Source organism: Vibrio sp. 05-20-BW147 (genome assembly GCF_013369385.1).
Taxonomy (GTDB): domain Bacteria; phylum Pseudomonadota; class Gammaproteobacteria; order Enterobacterales; family Vibrionaceae; genus Vibrio; species Vibrio floridensis.
Genome location: NZ_SZTO01000018.1, coordinates 1 through 19,978, shown reverse-complemented (window position 1 = coordinate 19,978; position 19,978 = coordinate 1). Strand labels below are relative to the sequence as shown.

At 41.9% G+C, this 19,978-nt stretch carries 17 protein-coding genes; 13 read left to right on the top strand and 4 right to left on the bottom strand.

The annotated features are described in order from the left end of the window. Positions 1 to 71: 71 nt before the first annotated feature. The 4 genes from FC652_RS15730 to FC652_RS15715 form a co-directional block, all read right to left on the bottom strand. A complete protein-coding gene (locus FC652_RS15730; RefSeq protein ID WP_176299334.1) occupies positions 72 to 2,321 on the bottom strand; it encodes a YjbH domain-containing protein in 2,250 nt (749 codons plus the stop codon). Between the two features lie 2 nt (positions 2,322 to 2,323). Beyond that, positions 2,324 to 3,121: a capsule biosynthesis GfcC family protein gene (locus tag FC652_RS15725; RefSeq protein ID WP_176299333.1), complete on the bottom strand. Its 798-nt coding sequence runs from the start codon at positions 3,119 to 3,121 to the stop codon at positions 2,324 to 2,326. Continuing rightward, positions 3,118 to 3,849: a YjbF family lipoprotein gene (locus FC652_RS15720; RefSeq protein WP_255199174.1), complete on the bottom strand. Its 732-nt coding sequence runs from the start codon at positions 3,847 to 3,849 to the stop codon at positions 3,118 to 3,120. The genes FC652_RS15725 and FC652_RS15720 overlap by 4 nt, the downstream gene beginning before the upstream one ends. Positions 3,850 to 3,996: 147 nt before the next feature. Further along, positions 3,997 to 4,263, bottom strand: a complete 267-nt coding sequence (locus FC652_RS15715) for a hypothetical protein (RefSeq protein ID WP_176299332.1) — start codon at positions 4,261 to 4,263, stop codon at positions 3,997 to 3,999. A gap of 641 nt (positions 4,264 to 4,904) precedes the next feature. Here FC652_RS15715 and FC652_RS15710 point away from each other — a divergent pair. From FC652_RS15710 to FC652_RS15650, 13 genes are all read left to right on the top strand, one after another. Then, positions 4,905 to 6,041, top strand: coding sequence for a polysaccharide export protein (locus FC652_RS15710; RefSeq protein ID WP_176299331.1), 1,137 nt, complete (start codon positions 4,905 to 4,907; stop codon positions 6,039 to 6,041). A gap of 150 nt (positions 6,042 to 6,191) precedes the next feature. Then, positions 6,192 to 6,632, top strand: coding sequence for a low molecular weight protein-tyrosine-phosphatase (locus tag FC652_RS15705; RefSeq protein ID WP_176299330.1), 441 nt, complete (start codon positions 6,192 to 6,194; stop codon positions 6,630 to 6,632). 207 nt (positions 6,633 to 6,839) lie between these two features. Continuing rightward, positions 6,840 to 9,008, top strand: a complete 2,169-nt coding sequence (locus tag FC652_RS15700) for a polysaccharide biosynthesis tyrosine autokinase (protein WP_176299329.1) — start codon at positions 6,840 to 6,842, stop codon at positions 9,006 to 9,008. Between the two features lie 132 nt (positions 9,009 to 9,140). Then, positions 9,141 to 10,148 (top strand): UDP-N-acetylglucosamine 4,6-dehydratase (inverting), encoded by a 1,008-nt coding sequence (gene pseB / locus FC652_RS15695; protein ID WP_176299328.1) that lies wholly within the window; start codon positions 9,141 to 9,143, stop codon positions 10,146 to 10,148. A gap of 8 nt (positions 10,149 to 10,156) precedes the next feature. Beyond that, on the top strand, positions 10,157 to 11,317 hold the full coding sequence (gene pseC, locus FC652_RS15690) for a UDP-4-amino-4,6-dideoxy-N-acetyl-beta-L-altrosamine transaminase (protein ID WP_176299327.1): 1,161 nt from the start codon (positions 10,157 to 10,159) through the stop codon (positions 11,315 to 11,317). Next, positions 11,314 to 12,936 (top strand): aldo/keto reductase, encoded by a 1,623-nt coding sequence (locus FC652_RS15685; protein ID WP_176299326.1) that lies wholly within the window; start codon positions 11,314 to 11,316, stop codon positions 12,934 to 12,936. The genes pseC and FC652_RS15685 overlap by 4 nt, the downstream gene beginning before the upstream one ends. Before the next feature lie 4 nt (positions 12,937 to 12,940). After that, a complete protein-coding gene (locus FC652_RS15680; RefSeq protein WP_176299325.1) occupies positions 12,941 to 13,726 on the top strand; it encodes an SDR family NAD(P)-dependent oxidoreductase in 786 nt (261 codons plus the stop codon). Further along, positions 13,726 to 15,231 carry a UDP-2,4-diacetamido-2,4,6-trideoxy-beta-L-altropyranose hydrolase gene (pseG, locus tag FC652_RS15675; RefSeq protein WP_176299324.1) on the top strand — a complete coding sequence of 502 codons (1,506 nt, stop codon included), beginning with the start codon at positions 13,726 to 13,728 and terminating at the stop codon, positions 15,229 to 15,231. The genes FC652_RS15680 and pseG overlap by 1 nt, the downstream gene beginning before the upstream one ends. Before the next feature lie 7 nt (positions 15,232 to 15,238). Further along, on the top strand, positions 15,239 to 16,288 hold the full coding sequence (pseI, locus tag FC652_RS15670; RefSeq protein WP_176299323.1) for a pseudaminic acid synthase: 1,050 nt from the start codon (positions 15,239 to 15,241) through the stop codon (positions 16,286 to 16,288). Positions 16,289 to 16,334: 46 nt separating this feature from the next. Next, positions 16,335 to 17,879 carry a hypothetical protein gene (locus FC652_RS15665; protein WP_217904646.1) on the top strand — a complete coding sequence of 515 codons (1,545 nt, stop codon included), beginning with the start codon at positions 16,335 to 16,337 and terminating at the stop codon, positions 17,877 to 17,879. A 184-nt stretch (positions 17,880 to 18,063) separates the two neighbouring features. Continuing rightward, positions 18,064 to 18,549: a CatB-related O-acetyltransferase gene (locus FC652_RS15660; protein ID WP_176299321.1), complete on the top strand. Its 486-nt coding sequence runs from the start codon at positions 18,064 to 18,066 to the stop codon at positions 18,547 to 18,549. After that, a complete protein-coding gene (locus FC652_RS15655; RefSeq protein WP_176299320.1) occupies positions 18,546 to 19,766 on the top strand; it encodes a lipopolysaccharide biosynthesis protein in 1,221 nt (406 codons plus the stop codon). Before FC652_RS15660 ends, FC652_RS15655 begins: the two co-directional genes overlap by 4 nt. Next, the coding region (locus FC652_RS15650) for a glycosyltransferase (RefSeq protein ID WP_217904645.1) at positions 19,756 to 19,978 on the top strand (223 nt) is incomplete at its 3' end. The genes FC652_RS15655 and FC652_RS15650, both read left to right, overlap by 11 nt.

Genomic DNA, 19,978 nt, shown 5'->3' with positions numbered 1-19,978 from the left:
CTAGACCCTAGACCCTAGACCCTAGACCCTAGACCCTAGACCCTAGACCCTAGACCCTAGACCCTTTTATCTTAATACCAACGGCTTCTCGCGTTGGTCACTTCAAATAGCTCGTACTTGCGACTCAGTGTTTGACCGCCATCTCGCGTGATGGGTTGCCAAGCAAAAACACCACGCGCCGTGCTTGGTTTGATTGTCATCGCATCAAATGGAATCGAAATATAGAAGCCTTTGTTGTAACTGCCTTCGCCATATTCCTCAGTTGTCAGGTCCGTCACGGTCGCAAATGCACCAACAATCATGCCGGATTTAAACTGTTTGGAGAAATCGACGCGTACCCCGTTGTCGCCGCCCAAGAACTTACCCGCGCTGACTTTAAACAACGTGTTCTCCAACAAAGACCACTGAGGCATGTAGTAAGCCGAAAGTTGACCCGTTGTGCCTTTATCAAGCACGTAAGCTTGGCAGCCAACATCGTTTGGTTTGCAGTTAGAGGCGTCGTAGCCATCGTAATAAACAAACGGCTCATCAAAGGTAGCAAACCAGCTATCTGGGTCACGCTGTGAGATTAAGTTCGCATCCAAGCCCAAAGCCCAGTTTTTACCTAATGGACGGTAAAGCACTTCACCACCTACACCAGCAAACATGGTTTCCAAATAACCGCCGTACATTTGGGTATAGACTTGCTGCGTAGGTTGAGCAAACCAAGTGAGCTGCATATGGTTTAGACGAACAGGGTTATCGCTCACGTATGAGCGGAACATCGTTCGCACGCGCGGCACAGCGAAGTTCGAAATATGAGGGTCTTTCTCTACGTAGTTGAACTTGTCGTAGTTATCGGCAAGGTTGACGTAGATAGAACCGCTCGCTTCGATGTTGTTGGTTAGCCAATAGTTCGCTTCGGTATTAAAACCAAGGTGGAACAAGTAGAACGCTTCAGGGCCACCCAATGATTGCGCCAACACAGGAGAAATACCTGCGTTCCAGCGCTCGTGATATGTCGTTAATGGTTTTGCGTTTTCACGGTAATCGGGCTCGCTGGTACTGCCTAGCTCACGGCTATTGGCACCAAGGTATTGATACGTCGCCGCTTGTTTATAAGCTTCTGCATCAAACTCGGTTTGTGTTAAGTCCACGCCATTGCGCGTTTCAACAATCTTATAGGTAGTGATGTAGTCTGGTGCGTTATTGGCTAAAATCGCGGCGGCGCGATCTTGCGCTTCTTTTCTATCACGGTATTTAACCTGCTCACCCGCAACCACCAAAGCATCGCCTTGTTCATACAAGGTGCTTTGCTGATAACCCGCGTTGCTGTCTAGTTGCTGGGCGACTGCTTGCCAATCGGTATTGCCTTCGCTTGGTCTTCCCGTAACGGCTTGCTTTGGTTCATCTCGCCAAACGGCTTTGAGATCATCAAAATTGGTGTAGAGATTAAAACCAAATGTCAGTGTATCGCCACGTTGATAACTTAACTTAGCATCGCCCCAATCCCCAAGTTGATAGAGTACGCCAAAGTTCCAAGGGGTATGTTGTGGCATCGGTTTACCACCACGGACATAAGGGAAATCTTGGCTGTAATCGTTGGCATCGTATTCCACTTTCAAGCGCAGTGGTTGATACGGTGTTTGATATTCAATGCCGCCGTAGAGGGCAGCAGGGCCTTTAAACCAGCGCTCAAAATCAACGCTGCCACCTGAGCCTTTGAAATCACTTGGCCTTTCACAAAACTTGTCGCTAGCTTTACAAAATGGGTTGGTGAAATTGCCACTTTGGCCGATATAACCCCATCCCATACCTAGGGTAAAGTCGATAGGACCAAACCGTTTGGTCGCGGCAATAAACTCGCCATCAAATAAACCTGTCCCGCCAAAATCTCGAATGCCAATTGAGGTTTCAGGTAACCAGTAGCTCTCTTGCCAAAGGCGTATTTTGAAATCAATACCTTTATCGGTATAGAGATTATCGCCGCTGTAATCTGGGTTCGGGTTAAACAGCATATCTGGCACGCGCGTGTAACGAATGGTGGTTTCAAACCAATCAAACAACTGCAGCGAGGTGTAATAATGGTGATAGTCGTCGTTGAGGTTAACACCAAAGTTGAATTCACCTTCTTTTGCCATACGGCCAGACGGCATTTGCATTAAACCCACGCCACCAAAATCAGTTTGTGAGGGGCGAAGTGTCACGGTTTCAAGCTCAGAGGCTTGTGAATGCAAAGAAGTTACGCCTGCAAGCGCGGAGAGCACGCCAAGACAAACGGCGGAAATTTGAGAGCGAAAGCCAACGCTTGGGATTTCTGATGAGGAATTGAAGTACGTCATAATTAACCTTTGATCATCCCTAATAGTTTGACGATGTCGCTCTCTAGCGCCTGAAGCTCATTATTACTGGAGTTAAAGCCAATGAAAATCGTAGAGCCAGGTAGCACGGGCATATGCTGATTATTCCAGTAGCTATAACCCACTTTGCTACTGTTGCCATTTGGCGCGATCACCCATGCCTCGCTTTTATTGCCATTGTTATTCAATGTGCTGGTGGCAATGTAATCTGCTACGTCGAGATCTGCAGAAAAAGGCACTGTTTTCGGGTCAATCAATCCTAATAAAAGCACCTTGTTCTCGCGTGAGGCTTGTTTCAAGGCATAGTGACCCGGTAGGGCAGGGTTGAGATCCGCTTTCAAACGAACCGCATCAATATCCAAATTAATGTTTTCGCGATAACCGTATTGATGCTTTTCCAGTAGCGTTAGTAAAAGCTGGCTGGCCTGGCGATAATCTTCAACTTTAGCGAGTTCAATAAGTTGCTGGCGAACGTGCAGTAGCAGTGCATCCGCCTCGGCTTGTTTGTTGAGATTAAACAGCTGGAAGCCTTCATGAAAACTCAATGCTTGTGCATTCGACGAGCCATTTTGTTGGCGATTTTGCTGCTTGGCATCCAAGAGCACTTGCTCAAGACGAACCTGTTGTGGGTAGTTGAGTTGTAAATCGTGATTGAGCAATACCACTTGAGTGGGTTGCTGAATATTGCTCTCTTGTGAACTAGCTACAGCGCTAGGTGAAAGAGCCAATGCAGACGCCACAATTCCACTCAACAGAGTGACAAAGGAAAAGCCATTTTTCATTGTGCCGCCTCCGCAAACGGTTTCAAGATCTCGAATTCAATGCGCGTCATTTCAGGCCCAAGATATTGAATGCTCTTCATTACTTGACCACTGTCATTAACCCAGTATTGGTTTTGCACCGTGGTATCTAATTGAGGGAAAAAGATGTTCTCTTGCCAGATGGTTAACGTTTGCTGCCAAATAGCGGAAATAGCCTCTTCACTCCCCATTTGTGTGAGCGTTACATTGCCAAGGTACCCGTAATGCATACCTTCATTGCTATTGGAGCCTTGTGTCTTCCAATCATACTGGCTTTGCCATTGAAGGTTGGCTTGCCAAGGTTTTGCTTGTTGAGAGTGCGCTAAATCCACCTCTCTACGTATAAGATTCCCGTAAGGTAGATTAAGCGTTTTAACCACACGGCCGTTTTCCGTCACAATCATCCCGCCGTCTGAAGAAACCCATTTTAGCTGTAGTTGATTATTGTCTGGGTTTTGCTCAGCGTAGCCGAGCACCATGAAAATGCGCTGGCCGTCATTAATTCGCATATAAGTACTGGCGTAGGGAAGCTCTAACACCTGCTGAGAGGTTTGGGTCACGTCCTCAGTGCCAGAAACGACCTCATGAATCGTAGAGTTCATGTCTTCAAACCGTTGTACACAGCCAGAAAGCGAAGCAACGAGGGCAATAACAGCAATGAAGATTGTTTGACGAGTGTATATCGGTCGAAAAAAAGAGTGTTTTGGCATCTACTAACAACCTTGTTTTGGAGAGAAAACCATCTTAGTAATGGCGTTCAGGGTGCTATGGCAGCAGTTATCGGAAAAGATGTGAGGGTCATAAAATAAAAAGCCAACTATCTAGCGAGTTGGCTTTTAGAAAATAACCAATAAAGCTTAATTGGCAGTCGTGGTTCCAGCAGTAGTGCCTGAAGTACTGTTGTTTGAAGAAACAACAACGGTGGTTGCAACAACTGCAGCACCCACACCTACAGCTGCTATCGTAGCACCACCAACACCAGCTGCGGTGCCAGCTGTCGCGCCAGCTGCTACACCAGTGGTAGAACCTGTTGCCACTGTTGAACCTGCAGCAGCATCTACTGCAGCGAAAGCACCACTAGACATACCTAGTGCAATTAACGCTGTTAAAGCGATTTTTTTCATGACGAATCCTTTTGTATATACATAAATAATGAACATCGATGTTGGAGTGATTTATCACTCCGCTGATCATTTTAGGAAAAGTTTGCATGGAATGTAAACAACTAGTTGCCGTTGCAAAGCGTGGAAAGCAAAAAGAGTATGCATCGTGCTAACTATTTGAAGTTAACGTTTGCTCACTAAAAGCCATTGTGCTCTGAGCCACAATATGGATAATAAGCAGCCATAAATATTATTAGACATGGCACAATACATATTGCTGCCATGATACGTCAGCAAGCTGTGGGATTGGCTATCATCGACGCCTTCACGCAGCAATTTCTCTGCGCTATGTGGTTTTGCGTGCTTGCCTTCGGGCGGTAGCGTATCAAAACGAGAGAAATGTGGGCAGAAAACCACAGTTTGCCTCTCTTTATGCCTTTTATTCTGATGCGTTAATGTAGAATATGGCTCAAGAGGGTTTAAAACCGTATTCTGCATGGGAGCTAGGCTATAAAGTATAGTTAAATGCGCTTAAGGAAAACGCCTTTCACTATGTTGAATACCGACACTTTCATAACGATAGAAAGGGTTGTGTTCAATCAAACTTTTCATTCTTCTAAGAGTGCAGTAAACGCTCTTAACGTTTAGACGATTTGGCTTACATGGAACTGAAAACAAAACTTCTGCTAGTGATGCTAGCACCTGCCTTGCTTGCCGGCTGTACCGTGCCAGGCTCACATCTACCTACCGATAATAAAACCCTTGTTGAAGTGAACGACAGTAACCAAGAAAGTCAGCTTTCTGAGGTGGTTAACTTGTATCCGCTAAACGCCCGTTCGGTGACTGAATACGCCAAAGCGCAGCATTTTACTTCTCGCGCAAACCCAGAGCTTGATCTGCAAATCGCCCGTTATGAATACAAGATTGGCCCTGGTGATATTCTTAACGTTACCATTTGGGATCACCCAGAGTTGACGATTCCAGCAGGTTCTTACCGCAGTGCATCCGAAGCGGGTAACTGGGTTCATGCCGATGGCACCATTTTCTATCCATATATTGGCACTGTCGAAGTCGTCGATAAAACCGTGCGTGAGATACGCGCTGATATCGCCAAACGCCTTGCCAAGTATATTGAAAGCCCACAAGTGGATGTTAACGTCGCCGCATTTCGTTCAAAGAAAGCTTACATTACTGGGGAAGTTGAAAACCCTGGCCAACAAGCAATCACCAATATCCCACTAACCATTCTTGATGCTGTGAACCGTGCGGGTGGTTTAGCGCAAGATGCCGACTGGCGTAACGTGACGCTCACTCGTAATGGTGAAGAACAAGCCATTTCGCTTTACGCGCTCATGCAGCGTGGTGACTTAACGCAAAACCGTTTATTAGAGCCGGGCGATATCCTCCACGTGCCACGCAACGATAGTCAAAAAGTGTTTGTAATGGGTGAAGTGAATGATCCCAAACTGCTTAAAATGGATCGTTCCGGTATGAGCTTGACCGAAGCCCTCAGCAGCGTGGGTGGTATTAACGAACTCTCATCAGACGCAACTGGTGTCTTCGTTATCCGCACGTCAGACAACAAATCTGAACGCATGGCAGACATTTACCAGCTCAACATTAAAGATGCCTCTGCGCTGGTCATTGGCACTGAGTTTGATCTTAAACCATACGACATTGTCTATGTGACCGCAGCACCAATTACCCGCTGGAACCGTGTGATCAGTCAGCTAATGCCAACCATCTACGGTTTCAATGAACTGAGTGAAGCTGTGTTACGTGTGAGAACGTGGCCGTAAGAAAATTTTACAGGGACTAGATTACTAGGGGCTAGGAAGAGCAGGATCTAGTTTTCTAGAGGCTAGGAAAAGACTAGTAACCTAGAACACTATTAATCTAGAAAACTATTAATCTAGTAACCTTCTCTTCCCTAGCAACCTGAGGAAAACATGTTTAACAAAATCTTAGTCGTTTGTGTCGGTAACATTTGCCGCTCTCCAACTGGTGAGCGTGTGTTACAAAAACTACTTCCGAATAAAACCGTTGCTTCTGCTGGGATTGCAGCAGAGAAAAGTCGTCTAATTGGTAAGCCAGCCGATGCAATGGCGATAGAAGTGGCGAGAGAAAATGGTGTTGATGTAGAGAATCATCAATCTCAGCAACTTACCCCAGCGTTGTGTAGCCAATATGATCTGATCCTTGTCATGGAAAAAGGCCATATGGAAGCACTGACACAGATCTCCCCAGAAGCGCGCGGAAAAACCATGCTATTCGGGCAATGGATTGGTCAACAAGAGATTCCCGATCCTTATCGCCAAAGCAAAGAAGCCTTTGTGCACGCTTATCAGTTAATTGACAAAGCTGCACAAGCTTGGGCAAAGAAATTGTAGAAGAGCAGGGAAGAGGTTACTAGGGACTAGGAAAGACTAGTAACTAAGAAAGAACAGGGACGAGATGACTAGGGACTAGGAAAAAACTAGTAACCTAGAAAACTATTAATCTAGTCCTCTTCTCTTCCCTAGCAATCTAGAAAACTGCTCTTCCCTAGAACCTTATTTTAAAATCATAAATCCACCAACCCGGAACTGAACGAGACAATGACAACACCACAAAACCGATCTTCCGTTGATAACTCGTCTGACGAAATCGATTTAGGCAAGCTGCTTGGCATTATTATCGATGCTAAATGGTTCATCCTTGTGACCACTTTCCTCTTTGCTGCGGGAGGCGTTGCCGTTGCGTTGCTTTCGACTCCCATCTACAAAGCGGATGCGTTGATTCAAATTGAGCAAAAAAGCTCGGGTGGTATTAGCTCATTGGTTGGGGATATGGGAGAGCTCTTTTCACAAGAATCTTCCGCGACGACGGAAATTGAGATCATCAAATCGCGTATGATTTTGGGCAACACGGTAGACAAGTTCAACTTGACCACCGTAGCTGAACCCCAATATATCCCGATTGCCGGTAAAGGGTTGGCGCGCTTAGCCGGTGAGGTAAACCAAATTGAGGTGAGCCGATTTGATGTGCCTGAGTACGTCCAAGGTATGAGACATACCTTAGTGGTGCTCGATGCTGAAAACAAAACGTATCAATTGGTACGTGGTGATGAGCAAGTGGTGCTGGAGGGTGCGGCAGGAGAGTTGGCGAAAAATGAGGGGTACGAGTTATTTGTTTCTGAACTACGCTCTCATACTGGCCAAGAGTTTTCGCTTGGTCAACGTAGCCGTCTAGATGCGATAGAATGGTTAAAGAGAAACTTAGCCATTGATGAGCGTGGTAAACAAACGGGCATTTTGCAGTTAAGTTTTGAAGGTGAAAACCGCAAACAGATCAGTGCGATCCTCAACCATATTAGTCAAACCTATTTTTTACAAAACGTGGAACGTAACTCTGCGGAAGCAGAGAAAAGTTTATCCTTTCTCAAAGGCCACCTGCCGGATATTAAAAACAGCCTCACCACTGCAGAAGACAGCTTAAATCGTTTTCGCCAAGAAAATGAATCGATCGATTTGGGCCTAGAAGCAAAAGCAACATTGGATGTGATGGTAAAGCTGGAAGCTCAGCTCAACGAGCTGACGTTTAAAGAGAGCGAAATTAGCCAACGCTTTACCAAAGATCACCCTTCTTATCTTTCGTTGCTAGACAAACGCACAACCTTGCTGAAAGAGCGTGAGAGGCTAAATCAGCAAGTGCAAAAACTGCCGAAAACCCAGCGTGAAGTGCTGCGCCTAACACGTGATGTGGAAGTAAACCAGCAAATTTACATCCAACTGCTTAATAAAGTGCAAGAGCTGAGCATTATTAAGGCAGGTACGGTGGGGAACGTACGTATTCTCGATGAGGCGCAAAGCTTTGCACAGCCGGTAAAACCGAAGAAACCATTCATTGTTGTATTGGCAACTCTGTTAGGCGGTATATTAAGCGTTGTGCTTGTATTGGTGAAGGCGGCATTGCACCGCGGTGTAGAGACCCCTGATCAAATCGAGCAGGTGGGCCTTTCTGTGTACGCCAGTGTGCCAAAGTCTAGCCTGCAGCTGGCATTGGAAGAAAAAATTAAGCGCAAAGGAAAACACAACCAAGAGCTGGCTTTGTTGGCAGAAACGAACCCAGCTGATCTTTCTATCGAGGCACTACGTGGTCTGCGTACCAGTTTGCATTTTGCGATGATGGAAGCCAAAAATAATGTGCTAATGATTTCTGGTCCTGCGCCCGGTATTGGTAAATCGTTTGTTTCTACTAACTTTGCTGCGGTTGCTGCTAAAACTGGACAAAAAGTGCTGCTGATTGATGCCGACATGCGCAAAGGCTATTTGCAACAGTGCTTTGGTTTGAAATGGGAAAATGGTTTGTCTGATCTATTGGCGGGTAAAATCGATACCGCCACTGCAGTGAAACAGACTGAGGTTAACAATCTCGACATTCTTACCCGTGGCCAAGTGCCGCCAAACCCTTCTGAGCTGCTGATGCATCCACGCTTTAAACAGTTGATGGAATGGGCAAGTGGACACTATGACCTAGTGATCATTGATACGCCGCCAGTGTTGGCGGTAACCGATCCTAGCATTGTTGGTTCGTTTGCAGGCACTACGCTGATGGTAGCACGTTTTGGCCAGAACACAGTTAAAGAGATAGAAGTCGCACGTAGCCGCTTTGAACAAGCGGGCATTGAAGTGAAAGGTGTGATTCTCAATGCGATAGAGAAAAAAGCCTCCTCATCCTATGGCTACGGTTATTACAACTATAGCTATGGCAGTAAAGAGGCTTAAGTGGTAGTTACAAAATTTCAAAAAAAAGGATTTAAAAAGACTAAAATTAACTATTTCAAAATTAATAAAAGTATCTCGTTGCATAAAGGAAATGGGACAAGAATTAATAATTAGCAAATGTTGGATATTTCAATGCTTAGTAATAAAACAGTTTTAATCACAGGCGGTACTGGTTCGTTTGGTAAGCAGTTTATCAAAACCATACTTAAATCCTACCCAGACGTAAAAACTATTAGAATTTACTCACGCGATGAGCTAAAACAGTTTGAGTTAAAGCAAGAGTATGTTGGTAATCATAAACTTCGCTTTCTCATTGGTGATGTTCGCGATAGAAACCGGATGATTCAAGCATGTGAAGGTGTTGATGTTATCATTCACGCAGCAGCAATTAAGCAAGTGGATACTGCTGAATACAACCCAACGGAGTGCATTCGCACTAATATTGATGGTGCGGAAAATGTCATCCAAGCAGCACTCCAGTGTGGTGTACACGATGTCGTAGCATTATCCACTGATAAAGCATGTGCACCCATTAACCTATATGGAGCAACCAAATTAGCTTCAGATAAATTGTTTACAGCGGCTAATAACATTCGTGGTTCGAAAGATATTCGCTTTAGCGTCGTACGCTACGGTAATGTTATGGGTTCACGTGGTTCGGTAATTCCTTTCTTTATGAAGAAAAAAGTAGAAGGTCTATTACCTATTACCCATGAAGAGATGACGCGCTTTAACATTTCACTGCAAGATGGCGTAAACATGGTAATGTACGCTCTTGAGAATCACCTTGGTGGTGAGATCTTCATCCCTAAAATCCCGTCATACAAAATCCTAGATATTGCAGAAGCAATTGCACCAAGCGTGCAAACAAAAGTGGTGGGTATTCGTCCAGGTGAAAAATTGCACGAAGAGATGATCACAGATACTGACTCTTTGAACACTATTGATATGGGTAAGTATTATGCCATTCTGCCCTCAGTATCATTTACTTATACTGAAGAAGAGTACATGAAGCACCATAAAGCCGAGAAGGTACCGTTTGGTTTTAAATACAATTCAGGTACAAATACGGAGTGGGAAACTATTGAAAGTCTGCGTGAGCTTATTATTGAGCATGTAGATCCAAATTTTACAGTGTGAGGTGATTAGTGATTCCTTACGGTAAGCAAGACATTAATCAACAAGATATTGATGGTGTTGTTGATGTTTTGAAATCAGACTTTCTAACTCAGGGGCCTCGAGTGCCTGCATTTGAGCAAGCGCTAGTTGATTATACTGGCGCTAGTTATGCACTTGCGGTTAATAGTGCGACATCAGCGTTACACATTGCTTGTCTTGCTCTCGGCTTGAAGCAAGGGGATTGGCTTTGGACATCGCCAATTACTTTTGTCGCATCAGCAAATTGTGGCTTGTACTGTGGTGCACAAGTAGATTTCGTCGACATTGATCCTAAGACGTACAACATGTGTCCTAAACGCCTAGAGGAAAAGTTAATCAAAGCGAAAGCAGAAGGTAGGCTTCCAAAAGTTGTTGTACCCGTTCATTTATGCGGTCAGCCATGTGATATGGCAGTGATTGCTGAGCTGGCAAAAGAATACAGCTTTAAAGTCATTGAAGACGCTTCCCATGCTATAGGTGGCAAATATCAAGGCTTACCGATAGGGAATTGTGAATACTCAGACATCACAGTGTTCAGTTTCCACCCCGTAAAAATCGTGACAACTGCTGAAGGCGGAGCCGTTCTTACAAACAATAAAAAACTGGCTAATAAGATGTCGCTGTTACGTAGTCATGGTATTACGCGAGACCCTCAGTTGATGCAAGGAGAACCGCATGGTGGTTGGTATTATCAACAGATAGATCTTGGCTTCAATTATCGTATGACAGAGTTGCAAGCGGCTTTGGGCGTGAGCCAAATGCAACGTATTGACGATTTTGTTTCAGCCCGTCATATTTTATCAAAACGCTACAATGAAATACTATCGACGTTACCTATTGTGCTCCCTTACCAGCTTGAAGATACCTATTCTGGTCTTCATCTATTCGTTATACGCTTGAAAGTCGATGAAATATCACTAACCCACAAGCAAGTATTTGATGCTCTGCGCGAAAATGGCATCGGTGTGAATCTGCATTATATTCCTGTGCATACACAGCCGTACTATCAATCTATGGGTTTTTCTGAAGGTGATTATCCAGAATCTGAAAGCTATTATAGAGAGGCTATTTCGCTTCCAATGTTTCATACGATGACTATTGAACAGCAGGACCAAGTGAAAGTTGCCTTAGAAAAGGTTCTGCGGTCATGAGCGAAGCGAGAATAGTCGTCGCTATTCAAGCCCGCACTAATTCTAGTCGGTTACCTGGAAAGGTACTACTGCCTATTGGTGGTATGCCTATTTCTGTATTGGCAGCTAAAAGAGCTGGGCGCGATAAGAGTTTTGATGTTTGTGTTTTAACGTCGAATGAGCCAACGGATGACTACTTGGCTTCAGTACTTGCTCAACATTCCGTAGATTGTTTTCGTGGCGATTTAAATAATGTGTTAAGTCGGTTCGTAGAGGCATTTCAAGGTTACCCTGAAGATACAATAGTAGTGCGCTTGACGGCTGATAATGTGTTTCCGGACGCCGAGTTTATCGAAGATGTTATTGCTCAGTTTATTACTAATGGTCTCGACTACATATGTGCAAATGGGGAGCAATCTAATTTACCTTATGGACTTGCAGCGGAAGTTACGCGCTTGGCGTATCTTAGAGAGGCTTTAAGATCAACGGCTTCTGATTTTGATTGTGAGCATGTGACCCCTTATATTCGACGAAAGTTTGGGGAGGCCTATTACATGAATCCTCGAACTAAAGAGGATTTGACGGGTTTTCGTTGCACTATAGATAGCTTGGATGATTACCTGCAAGTCGCCAAAGTCTTTGAAAAAATAGTTGACCCAGTTGCGATATCAGTTTCAGAACTGTGTATGAAGCTAGACCCTAAGGCGAGGGCGGACTCAAGAGTTGCCAAACTTGTATTAGGTGGGGCGCAATTAGGGCTCAATTACGGTGTGAACAACACTATTGGACAACCTACCACCGAAGATGCCCATAGTCTGTTATCGCAAGCCGTTCGTTCGGGTGTTTATTATATAGATACCGCTAGAGCTTATGGTGTCAGTGAAAAAGTCATTGGAGAGTGGCTCAAGCAAGGATGGTCTGGCCGTTGCAAAGTGATTACCAAGTTAGATCCTCTTTCTTCATTAAATAAAGATTCAAACTTGGATTTGGTGCGGCTTTCCGCGAGAGAATCAATTATCCGTTCTTGTCATGCTTTAGGGACTAAAACTCTTGCTGTATTGATGTTGCATCGAGCTGAACACATGACATTGTGGAATGGAATGATTTTGGAAGAATTGTTACATCAACAAGAGCTCGGTGCAATTCAAGATATAGGCGTTTCGGTTCAGAATCCAATGGAACTTGAGGCCGCACTTGCTAACACTTCCATATCCTTTATCCAACTACCATTTAATATATTGGATGAAAGGTGGCGGTCCTCGATAGACAAAATCTTAGCTGAAAAGAGAAAACGTAACTTAACTATTCACGTAAGAAGTGTTTTTTTACAAGGGCTGTTATTGTCGGATAATCCCATTAGTTGGCTCAATGCCCATGTCGAAAATTACCCAGAAATTATTCAATGGCTTACTGATACTGCTGCGCAATATAACTGCTCATCTATCTATGAGTTGTGTATAAGGCATGCGTGTTCCCAAAGTTGGATTGATGCACTTGTTCTTGGGTGTGAAAGTCGACAGCAACTAGAAAACAACATCACAGCGATGAGCTTTGATGCTCCCTCTGTTGCTTTTGATGCTTCGTTAAAAGTACCATTTGAACTTGACCAGAAAACGCTAAACCCAGCCATGTGGAGCTGAGCAGATGAAAGATAGTTTATTTAGCCTTCAAGGTAAGTGTGTATTGATTACTGGCGCGGTGGGGTATTTAGGAAGAGAAATATGCTTTGGTTTGGCTGAATCTGGCGCTCATGTATTAGTCAACTCTCGTTCACAGGTAAAAGCGCAAGAGCTCGTGAACCAATTAACGTTAAAAGGGTTCAGTGCTGAAGCTGCTGTGTTTGATGTTACCGTTCACAAACAAGTCGATGCCTTCTTTGAAACGTACTCAGGATCATTGCACGTTATCATCAATAATGCATATGCTGGAGCTGGAGGAACCATTGAGACTTCGACAAGTGAGCAGTACATGTCCGCCTATGCCATTACCATCGAATCGGCTCATCATTTACTTCAGAGAGCGTTACCTTGTTTAAGATCTGCTGTTAAAGAGTGCGATGACGCATCCGTTATTAATATCGCATCGATGTACGGTAAGGTGAGCCCAAACTTAAGTCTTTACAGTGCGCCTGAAGGTTCAAATCCGCCATTTTATGGTGTGGCAAAAGCAGCTTTGATTCAATGGACTAAATATGGAGCTTGTGAATTCGGCAAAGAGGGCATTCGCTTTAACTCCATATCGCCAGGTCCTTTTCCTAACCTGAACAATAACGTTCCTGATTTTGTTCAGTCTTTAGCTGATAAGGTTCCTCTACAAAGAGTAGGTAATGCTTCCGAGTTGAAAGGTCCCGTTGTGTTTTTAGCGAGCTCTGCTAGTTCATTTGTAAATGGAGCCGATATCGCAGTCGATGGTGGTTGGACGGCTTGGTAATGAAAGTTGTTATAAGAGTGGATGCTTCACTACATATTGGTAGTGGTCATGTCATGCGCTGTTTAGTTCTTGCGGATGCATTAAAAAAACAGGGCTATTCAATCTATTTTGCGTGTCTGCCTCAACCTGGTGACATGCTGTCGTATATTGAGGAGCGTGATTTTCACGTTCTAAGGCTTACGGCTCCCAACGAATTGATTACACCTCGATATGAAGCCGACTATCAAGCTTGGCTACAACGTCCTGAACTAGATGATGCATTGGATTTCATTCAAGTTGTTGGGAGTGCGGATCTTGTTATTGCCGATCATTATGCAATTGGTAAAGCATGGCAGGGTCATATTCAACATGCTTTTAATTGCTTTGTGATAGCCATTGATGATCTAGCTCGAGAACATGATGCTGACTTAATTATTGATCAAACGCTTGGACGTAATGCGAATGATTACGTGGGAAGAGCACGTCCGTTAGTTGGTAGCGAATACGCAATTTTAGCACCTAATTTTGCGTCGTTACGAGAGTTTGCTTACTTAAGAACACAACCTGAAACTAGAACTAAAGTTCTTATTTCTATGGGGGGAATAGATAACCCGAACGCGACCTTGAAGTCACTAAAATCGCTTGTGGGTAACGTTAATGCTGACTTTACCGTATTACTTAGTCCTAGAGCACCTCATTATCAAGAGGTTAAAGCTTGGTGTCAGCAGCAAGAAGAGGTTCAGCATCAAGATTTTGAAGCAGATATGGCTAACCTAATGCTTGAACATGATATTGCAATAGGAGCACCGGGAACAACAAGCTGGGAACGGGCTTGTCTTGGCTTACCCAGCATCTTAATACCGTTGGCTGATAACCAGCAAATGCTCTGTGAGCAGCTGATACTCCATGAAGCAATATTGAAAGTTGCTCTAGATGATATCGACACCCAGCTACTACTCACCTACCAGAAAGCGTTAAGCCAATGGAATGATCTATATACTTCAAATTTGAAATTATGTGATGGCCTTGGAATAAGAAGGATAGTCTTGGAGATACAGCAGTTAGTAGAGCCTCAGCTCTTTTCTCGGTTCAAGCTGTCTTTGGCGACTCATAGTGATATACGGCAAGTCTATGAGTGGCAGTGCCACCCAAAGACTCGAGAATTTGCTTTAATTCGCACCGTACCTACTTGGGAAGAACATCAAAATTGGATGCAGCGCAAGCTAGCATCAACCGCTGGTTTTTTTTATTTGGTGGAAGACAAAGTTACTGGAGAAAAACTAGGTGTATTGCGATTAGATAGGTTAAAAGCGAAAAGTTATCTGGTCTCTATTTTTGTCGCACCAACGTCTTATGGGTGTGGTGTCGCGACAGCAGCACTAAAAATGGCAGATGTAATACACCCAGACCTAACATTGAACGCAACCGTATTAAAATACAATAAGGCCTCTCAGAGGCTATTTGAAAGTGCAGAAAACTACATACAGAGCGGCCCTGAGACTTTTATTCGCCACCCCATTTTATGAGATTAACATGAAACCATATATTTCAATTGACGGTCGAAAAATAGGACCTGATTTCGCTCCTTACATCATTGCTGAACTATCCGCTAATCATAATGGTGATATTAATCGTGCTTTCAAGATAATGGAAGAGGCGAAAAAAGCGGGTGCAGATGCAATCAAATTGCAAACCTATACCCATGAAACCATCACGATGGACTGTGATAGTGAAGAGTTTCAGATTCATGGTGGCCTATGGGATGGGCAGACCCTTTATAACCTATATAAGGGCGCTCATATGCCATGGGAGTGGCATAAACCTCTATTTGAAAAAGCGAAAGAACTTGGTATCACTATCTTTAGTTCCCCTTTCGATTTCACAGCCGTGGACTTATTGGAGTCTCTAGATACCCCAGCTTACAAGATAGCTTCTTTTGAAGTGGTTGATTTACCTTTGATCAAGCGTGTCGCACAAACAGGTAAGCCGATGATTATTTCAACGGGAATGGCGAACGAAGCTGAAATTGCGGAAGCGATAAAAACAGCGAGAGAAAATGGTTGTAAAGAATTAATCGTATTGCATTGTGTGAGTGGTTATCCAGCCCCAGCGGAGCAATATAATCTCAAGACGATTACTGATATTGCAGAGCGGTTTGGCGTTCTGTCTGGCCTTTCCGACCATACTATTGATAATGCTACAGCAGTAGCATCTGTGGCTTTAGGAGCGTGTTTGATTGAGAAACATGTGACTATGGATCGTAACGGCGGAGGTGCTGATGATAGTTTCTCAATCGAACCCCATGAATTAACAGCTTTATGTAAAGATACGAAGACAGCATGGCAAGCAATAGGGAGCGTTAACTACGAGCGAACAGAAGCTGAAAAAGGGAATGTGAAATTTCGCCGTTCTTTGTATGTAGTAAAAGATATTGCTAAAGGCGAACCCCTAACTTCGGAGAATGTCCGTAGTATCCGTCCTGGATTTGGATTGGCACCAAAACACTATGAAGAAGTTATCGGTAAGGATGCTACTATCGATATAAAAAAAGGGACAGCACTTAGTTTTGATTTAATTAAATAGAATAATAAGATGAATTATTTCATGAAAAAATTACATGGTGATAATGGTGAATAAGATACTATTGGTATGTAAGGAAACATATGCATATCCGATGAACTTAGTGATTGATGATTTAAAAGTAAAAGGTTTCGAAGTTGAAGTTATATTTGTACATTCGACTGAGGTGTTACTTAAAGACCCTAGTTATGTGTCACTAATCAATAAACATGCTGGTACAGTGAAAATTCACACATTAGAGTGGGTGTTCTCTGAGTATCTGGAAAAAATAGACTTAGAAAATCCCGTCGATTTATCATATCTAGAATACGTAGAAAAAAAGTACTGCCACGATCTACCACTGTCTCTTTTGCAAATTTCGTCTCAATATTTTACTACGCCTTATCATTATCGATTCTTCTTTTCTCCGATGACAGAAGTTCAAAAACTATATTGGCTTGAATTAAACTTTAGATATATTGAAAAGCTATTGACTGAAAATAACTATGATATGATCTGGGATTTGGATATAGCAGAACTTGGACGTAGCGTTCTTCATGTTATTTCAAAGCAACTTGGTTTGAAATATGTCACGCTTGAATTTAGTAGATACGATGATATCGTTTTGCCTACTTTTAATTTGGGGAGGAAAACGGACGACTATTTTATTGCTGCATACAATAAAAATAAAGAGACTTCTATTGATAATGTTTATATAAGTAAAGTTAATGAACTTGTTTCTAGGAATAATATATTATCAAAAGGTTACTTAAATAGCAATACTGCTAAAAGAAATAAAAGTAGCACATTTTCTGATATAAAAAAGCTGCTTAACTATAATTGTTACCTAATATCAACCATTCCAAACTGGTTCAGATTTAGAAAATTACCACCATTAGCAAATCCAATAAAAAGTTCACTTTTCTTTATACTATGGTTTTATAGGGAAAGGGTCTTATTAGGTGGAAATAATAAATACTTTGAAGATATCACTAGTTATGATGAAAACTATGTATATTTCCCATTGCACTTAATACCTGAGTCTACGACTTTAAATAAATCACCACATTATCCCAATGAGTATGCTGTCATTGCCGCGGTATCAAAGTCTTTACCTGTGGGGTGGAAAATATATGTTAAAGAACATGGCGCAATGATAGGTGAGAGACCTCTCTCATTTTATAAAGAACTTAAGAAACTAACTAATGTTAGGTTGGCAAGATTAGATTGTTATGATGATCCAAAACCTTGGATAGAAAAATCTAAAGGCGTGGTTACGCTATCGGGAACATCAGCATTTGAGGCAACCTACTGCGGAAAAAGATCAATTATGTTTGGTAATGCATTTTTTGAACTAATTGATGGGGTGGATAAATGCAATTCATTTGATGAACTACCCTCACTTATTAAAAAGTTTGATGACCCAGCGGAAGTAAACGTAAATTCAATTGCTGCTTATATAAAAACTGTAAAAGACTTTGGGGTTCATATGTCTATATCTCAGGTGATAAAGGAAAGTGAACAATATGCAAGGTTTAATGTCCCAGTTTCAAAGGAAGTCAAAATAGTAATTAATAATTTGACAAATATGTATATAAAAAGTATGAGGTACTAATGTGTTCAGAGTGCTTTTTCGGTGGTTTCTATATCGGGCTATATTTATTAAAGGGTATAGTAATATAGATATGGTATCCAGCATATCTCTACGTAAAAAACAAGTAAAAAATTGTCGAGTAACTAAGTCCGTGTTGTATATAGAGTCTATCGGTGAGGAAACTAAAATTAACCGGGCAACGTGCATGGGTCAAATTAATATTGGCAGGTTTGTCAATATTTTTGGCCCAGGTACAATAATTAGTTCCATTAAGTCAAATATTTATATCGGTGATTTTGTATCAATAGGTCAAAACGTTTCCATACAGGATAGCAATCATAGACTTGACCGAGCATCTACTACCTTTGCTGCAAGAGACATATATGGCGGTTCTGTCATGGATGATGTAACAAGTAAAGGGGATATAATAATAGAAGAAGATGTTTGGATTGGCTCTAATTCAGTTATATTGTCAGGAGTTACGATTGGCAGAGGAGCTGTCATCGCAGCCGGTAGTGTCGTAACTAAAAATGTGGGTAAATATGAAATCGTTGGTGGTAACCCAGCTAAGTACATAAAGAGTAGATTTAGTGACACAACTATAGAGCGTCTAGAGTCTGAACAGTGGTGGAATTGGTCTAAAGAAAAAATCTTGTCTAGTCAAAAATTTTTTTTAGAGAAAATAGAGTGAAGAGTGAATTAATAAAATTGTTTAACATAACTCTCATCAACTTAGTTGCTCAGTTACTATCACTTTGTGGATTTGTTATATTAACAAAAATTGCCAAGCCGGAAATAATTGGTGAATATGTTGTGTTTTTGTCGGTGGGCGCTATATGTTCTGTCTATATAACAGGTTTTTATGAACAGTCATTGTATGTGAAGCCCAACAATGTGCACAATTATATAAAGCATGTTTTAATTTTCTTATTAGCAACTAGCTCCCTGTCATTGGTTTTTCTCAAAATAATGGGCGTTCAAAATTATTTTTATATTACACTGTTTGCATTTTTCTCCGGTGTAAAATCTTTGGCAAGAGTCATTGCAATCGTCAGAGGTGAGTTGCTTAGGTTGGCTCTATTTGAATGTGTAGTGGCAATAATTGTACCACTTTTTGTGTATTTAATTTGGTTGTTCTCTGGGGTGATAGATAGCCAAGTTATGATGATGGTGAATGTCGTAGGGACGAGTTTTACAGCTATTATTTGCTTATATGTATTTTATTGGTCTGTCAATTTTTCAAATCAAGAACAATATAAGTGGAGTGTCAACGGTTTTTATGATTATTTGGTTGAATTTAAAAAATTACCCATTCAAAAAATGACGGCAGAAATCATTAATGTTCTGACATTAAGGTTTCCGGTAATTTTTATAGATAAAGTCTTTGGTAGCATTTATTCTGCATTCTACGGAACCAGTATAAGAATTGCACTTTCTCCAGTATCAATCTTTTGCTCTTCTGTAGCTCAGATTTTTACGTCTAAAGTAATTGAGAACAAGAAAAATGTAATGAATCTGCTAATTGGTGGGTTGAGATTTACAGTAGCTTTAGCGTTTGTAGGATGTCTGTTTATTTACTTTTCAATTGATTTTATTATATTGTTAGTGTTTGGTCCAGAGTATGAATATGTGTCAGTTATGATAAAATGCTTAATCCCATATATTTTTTCTTTAGTGGCTTTTTCTCCATTTTTTAGTTTATTTGTTATTTTTGAAAAGCAAAATTTATTATTGATTTTTAATGTGGTAATTTTTGTTCTAACTGTATGCTCATATTTGCTATCTCAAGTTTTAGGTTCTGTCGAATTTGGTATTTTTTCATTCTCATGCTCAGTTTTAGTATGCTACTTAATGATGACGATTAAATTATGCAGTGATTTTATAAAAGGAAACAATGATGAAGATTAATCCTATTATATCTGTTATAATTCCATTGTATAACAAGGAGAATTCAATCAAAAAAACGGTATTGTCTTTTTTTAATCAATTTCATTCTTCAAGTTGTGAGTTGATAATTATTGATGATGGTTCAACAGATAATAGCAAACTTATGGTCGATGAGTTAAGCCGCGATGGGATGAATATTAATTATTTTTATCAATCTAACTCAGGGGTTTCAA

Coding starts and splice junctions, on each gene's coding strand:
- FC652_RS15720 (WP_255199174.1), bottom strand. CDS start 3,849: ATGCCAAAACACTCTTTTTTTCGACCGATATACACTCGTCAAACAATC.
- FC652_RS15725 (WP_176299333.1), bottom strand. CDS start 3,121: ATGAAAAATGGCTTTTCCTTTGTCACTCTGTTGAGTGGAATTGTGGCG.
- pseG (WP_176299324.1), top strand. CDS start 13,726: ATGAAAGTTGTTATAAGAGTGGATGCTTCACTACATATTGGTAGTGGT.
- FC652_RS15730 (WP_176299334.1), bottom strand. CDS start 2,321: ATGACGTACTTCAATTCCTCATCAGAAATCCCAAGCGTTGGCTTTCGC.
- FC652_RS15700 (WP_176299329.1), top strand. CDS start 6,840: ATGACAACACCACAAAACCGATCTTCCGTTGATAACTCGTCTGACGAA.
- FC652_RS15680 (WP_176299325.1), top strand. CDS start 12,941: ATGAAAGATAGTTTATTTAGCCTTCAAGGTAAGTGTGTATTGATTACT.
- pseB (WP_176299328.1), top strand. CDS start 9,141: ATGCTTAGTAATAAAACAGTTTTAATCACAGGCGGTACTGGTTCGTTT.
- FC652_RS15705 (WP_176299330.1), top strand. CDS start 6,192: ATGTTTAACAAAATCTTAGTCGTTTGTGTCGGTAACATTTGCCGCTCT.
- FC652_RS15710 (WP_176299331.1), top strand. CDS start 4,905: ATGGAACTGAAAACAAAACTTCTGCTAGTGATGCTAGCACCTGCCTTG.
- FC652_RS15715 (WP_176299332.1), bottom strand. CDS start 4,263: ATGAAAAAAATCGCTTTAACAGCGTTAATTGCACTAGGTATGTCTAGT.
- FC652_RS15685 (WP_176299326.1), top strand. CDS start 11,314: ATGAGCGAAGCGAGAATAGTCGTCGCTATTCAAGCCCGCACTAATTCT.
- pseI (WP_176299323.1), top strand. CDS start 15,239: ATGAAACCATATATTTCAATTGACGGTCGAAAAATAGGACCTGATTTC.
- FC652_RS15660 (WP_176299321.1), top strand. CDS start 18,064: ATGGGTCAAATTAATATTGGCAGGTTTGTCAATATTTTTGGCCCAGGT.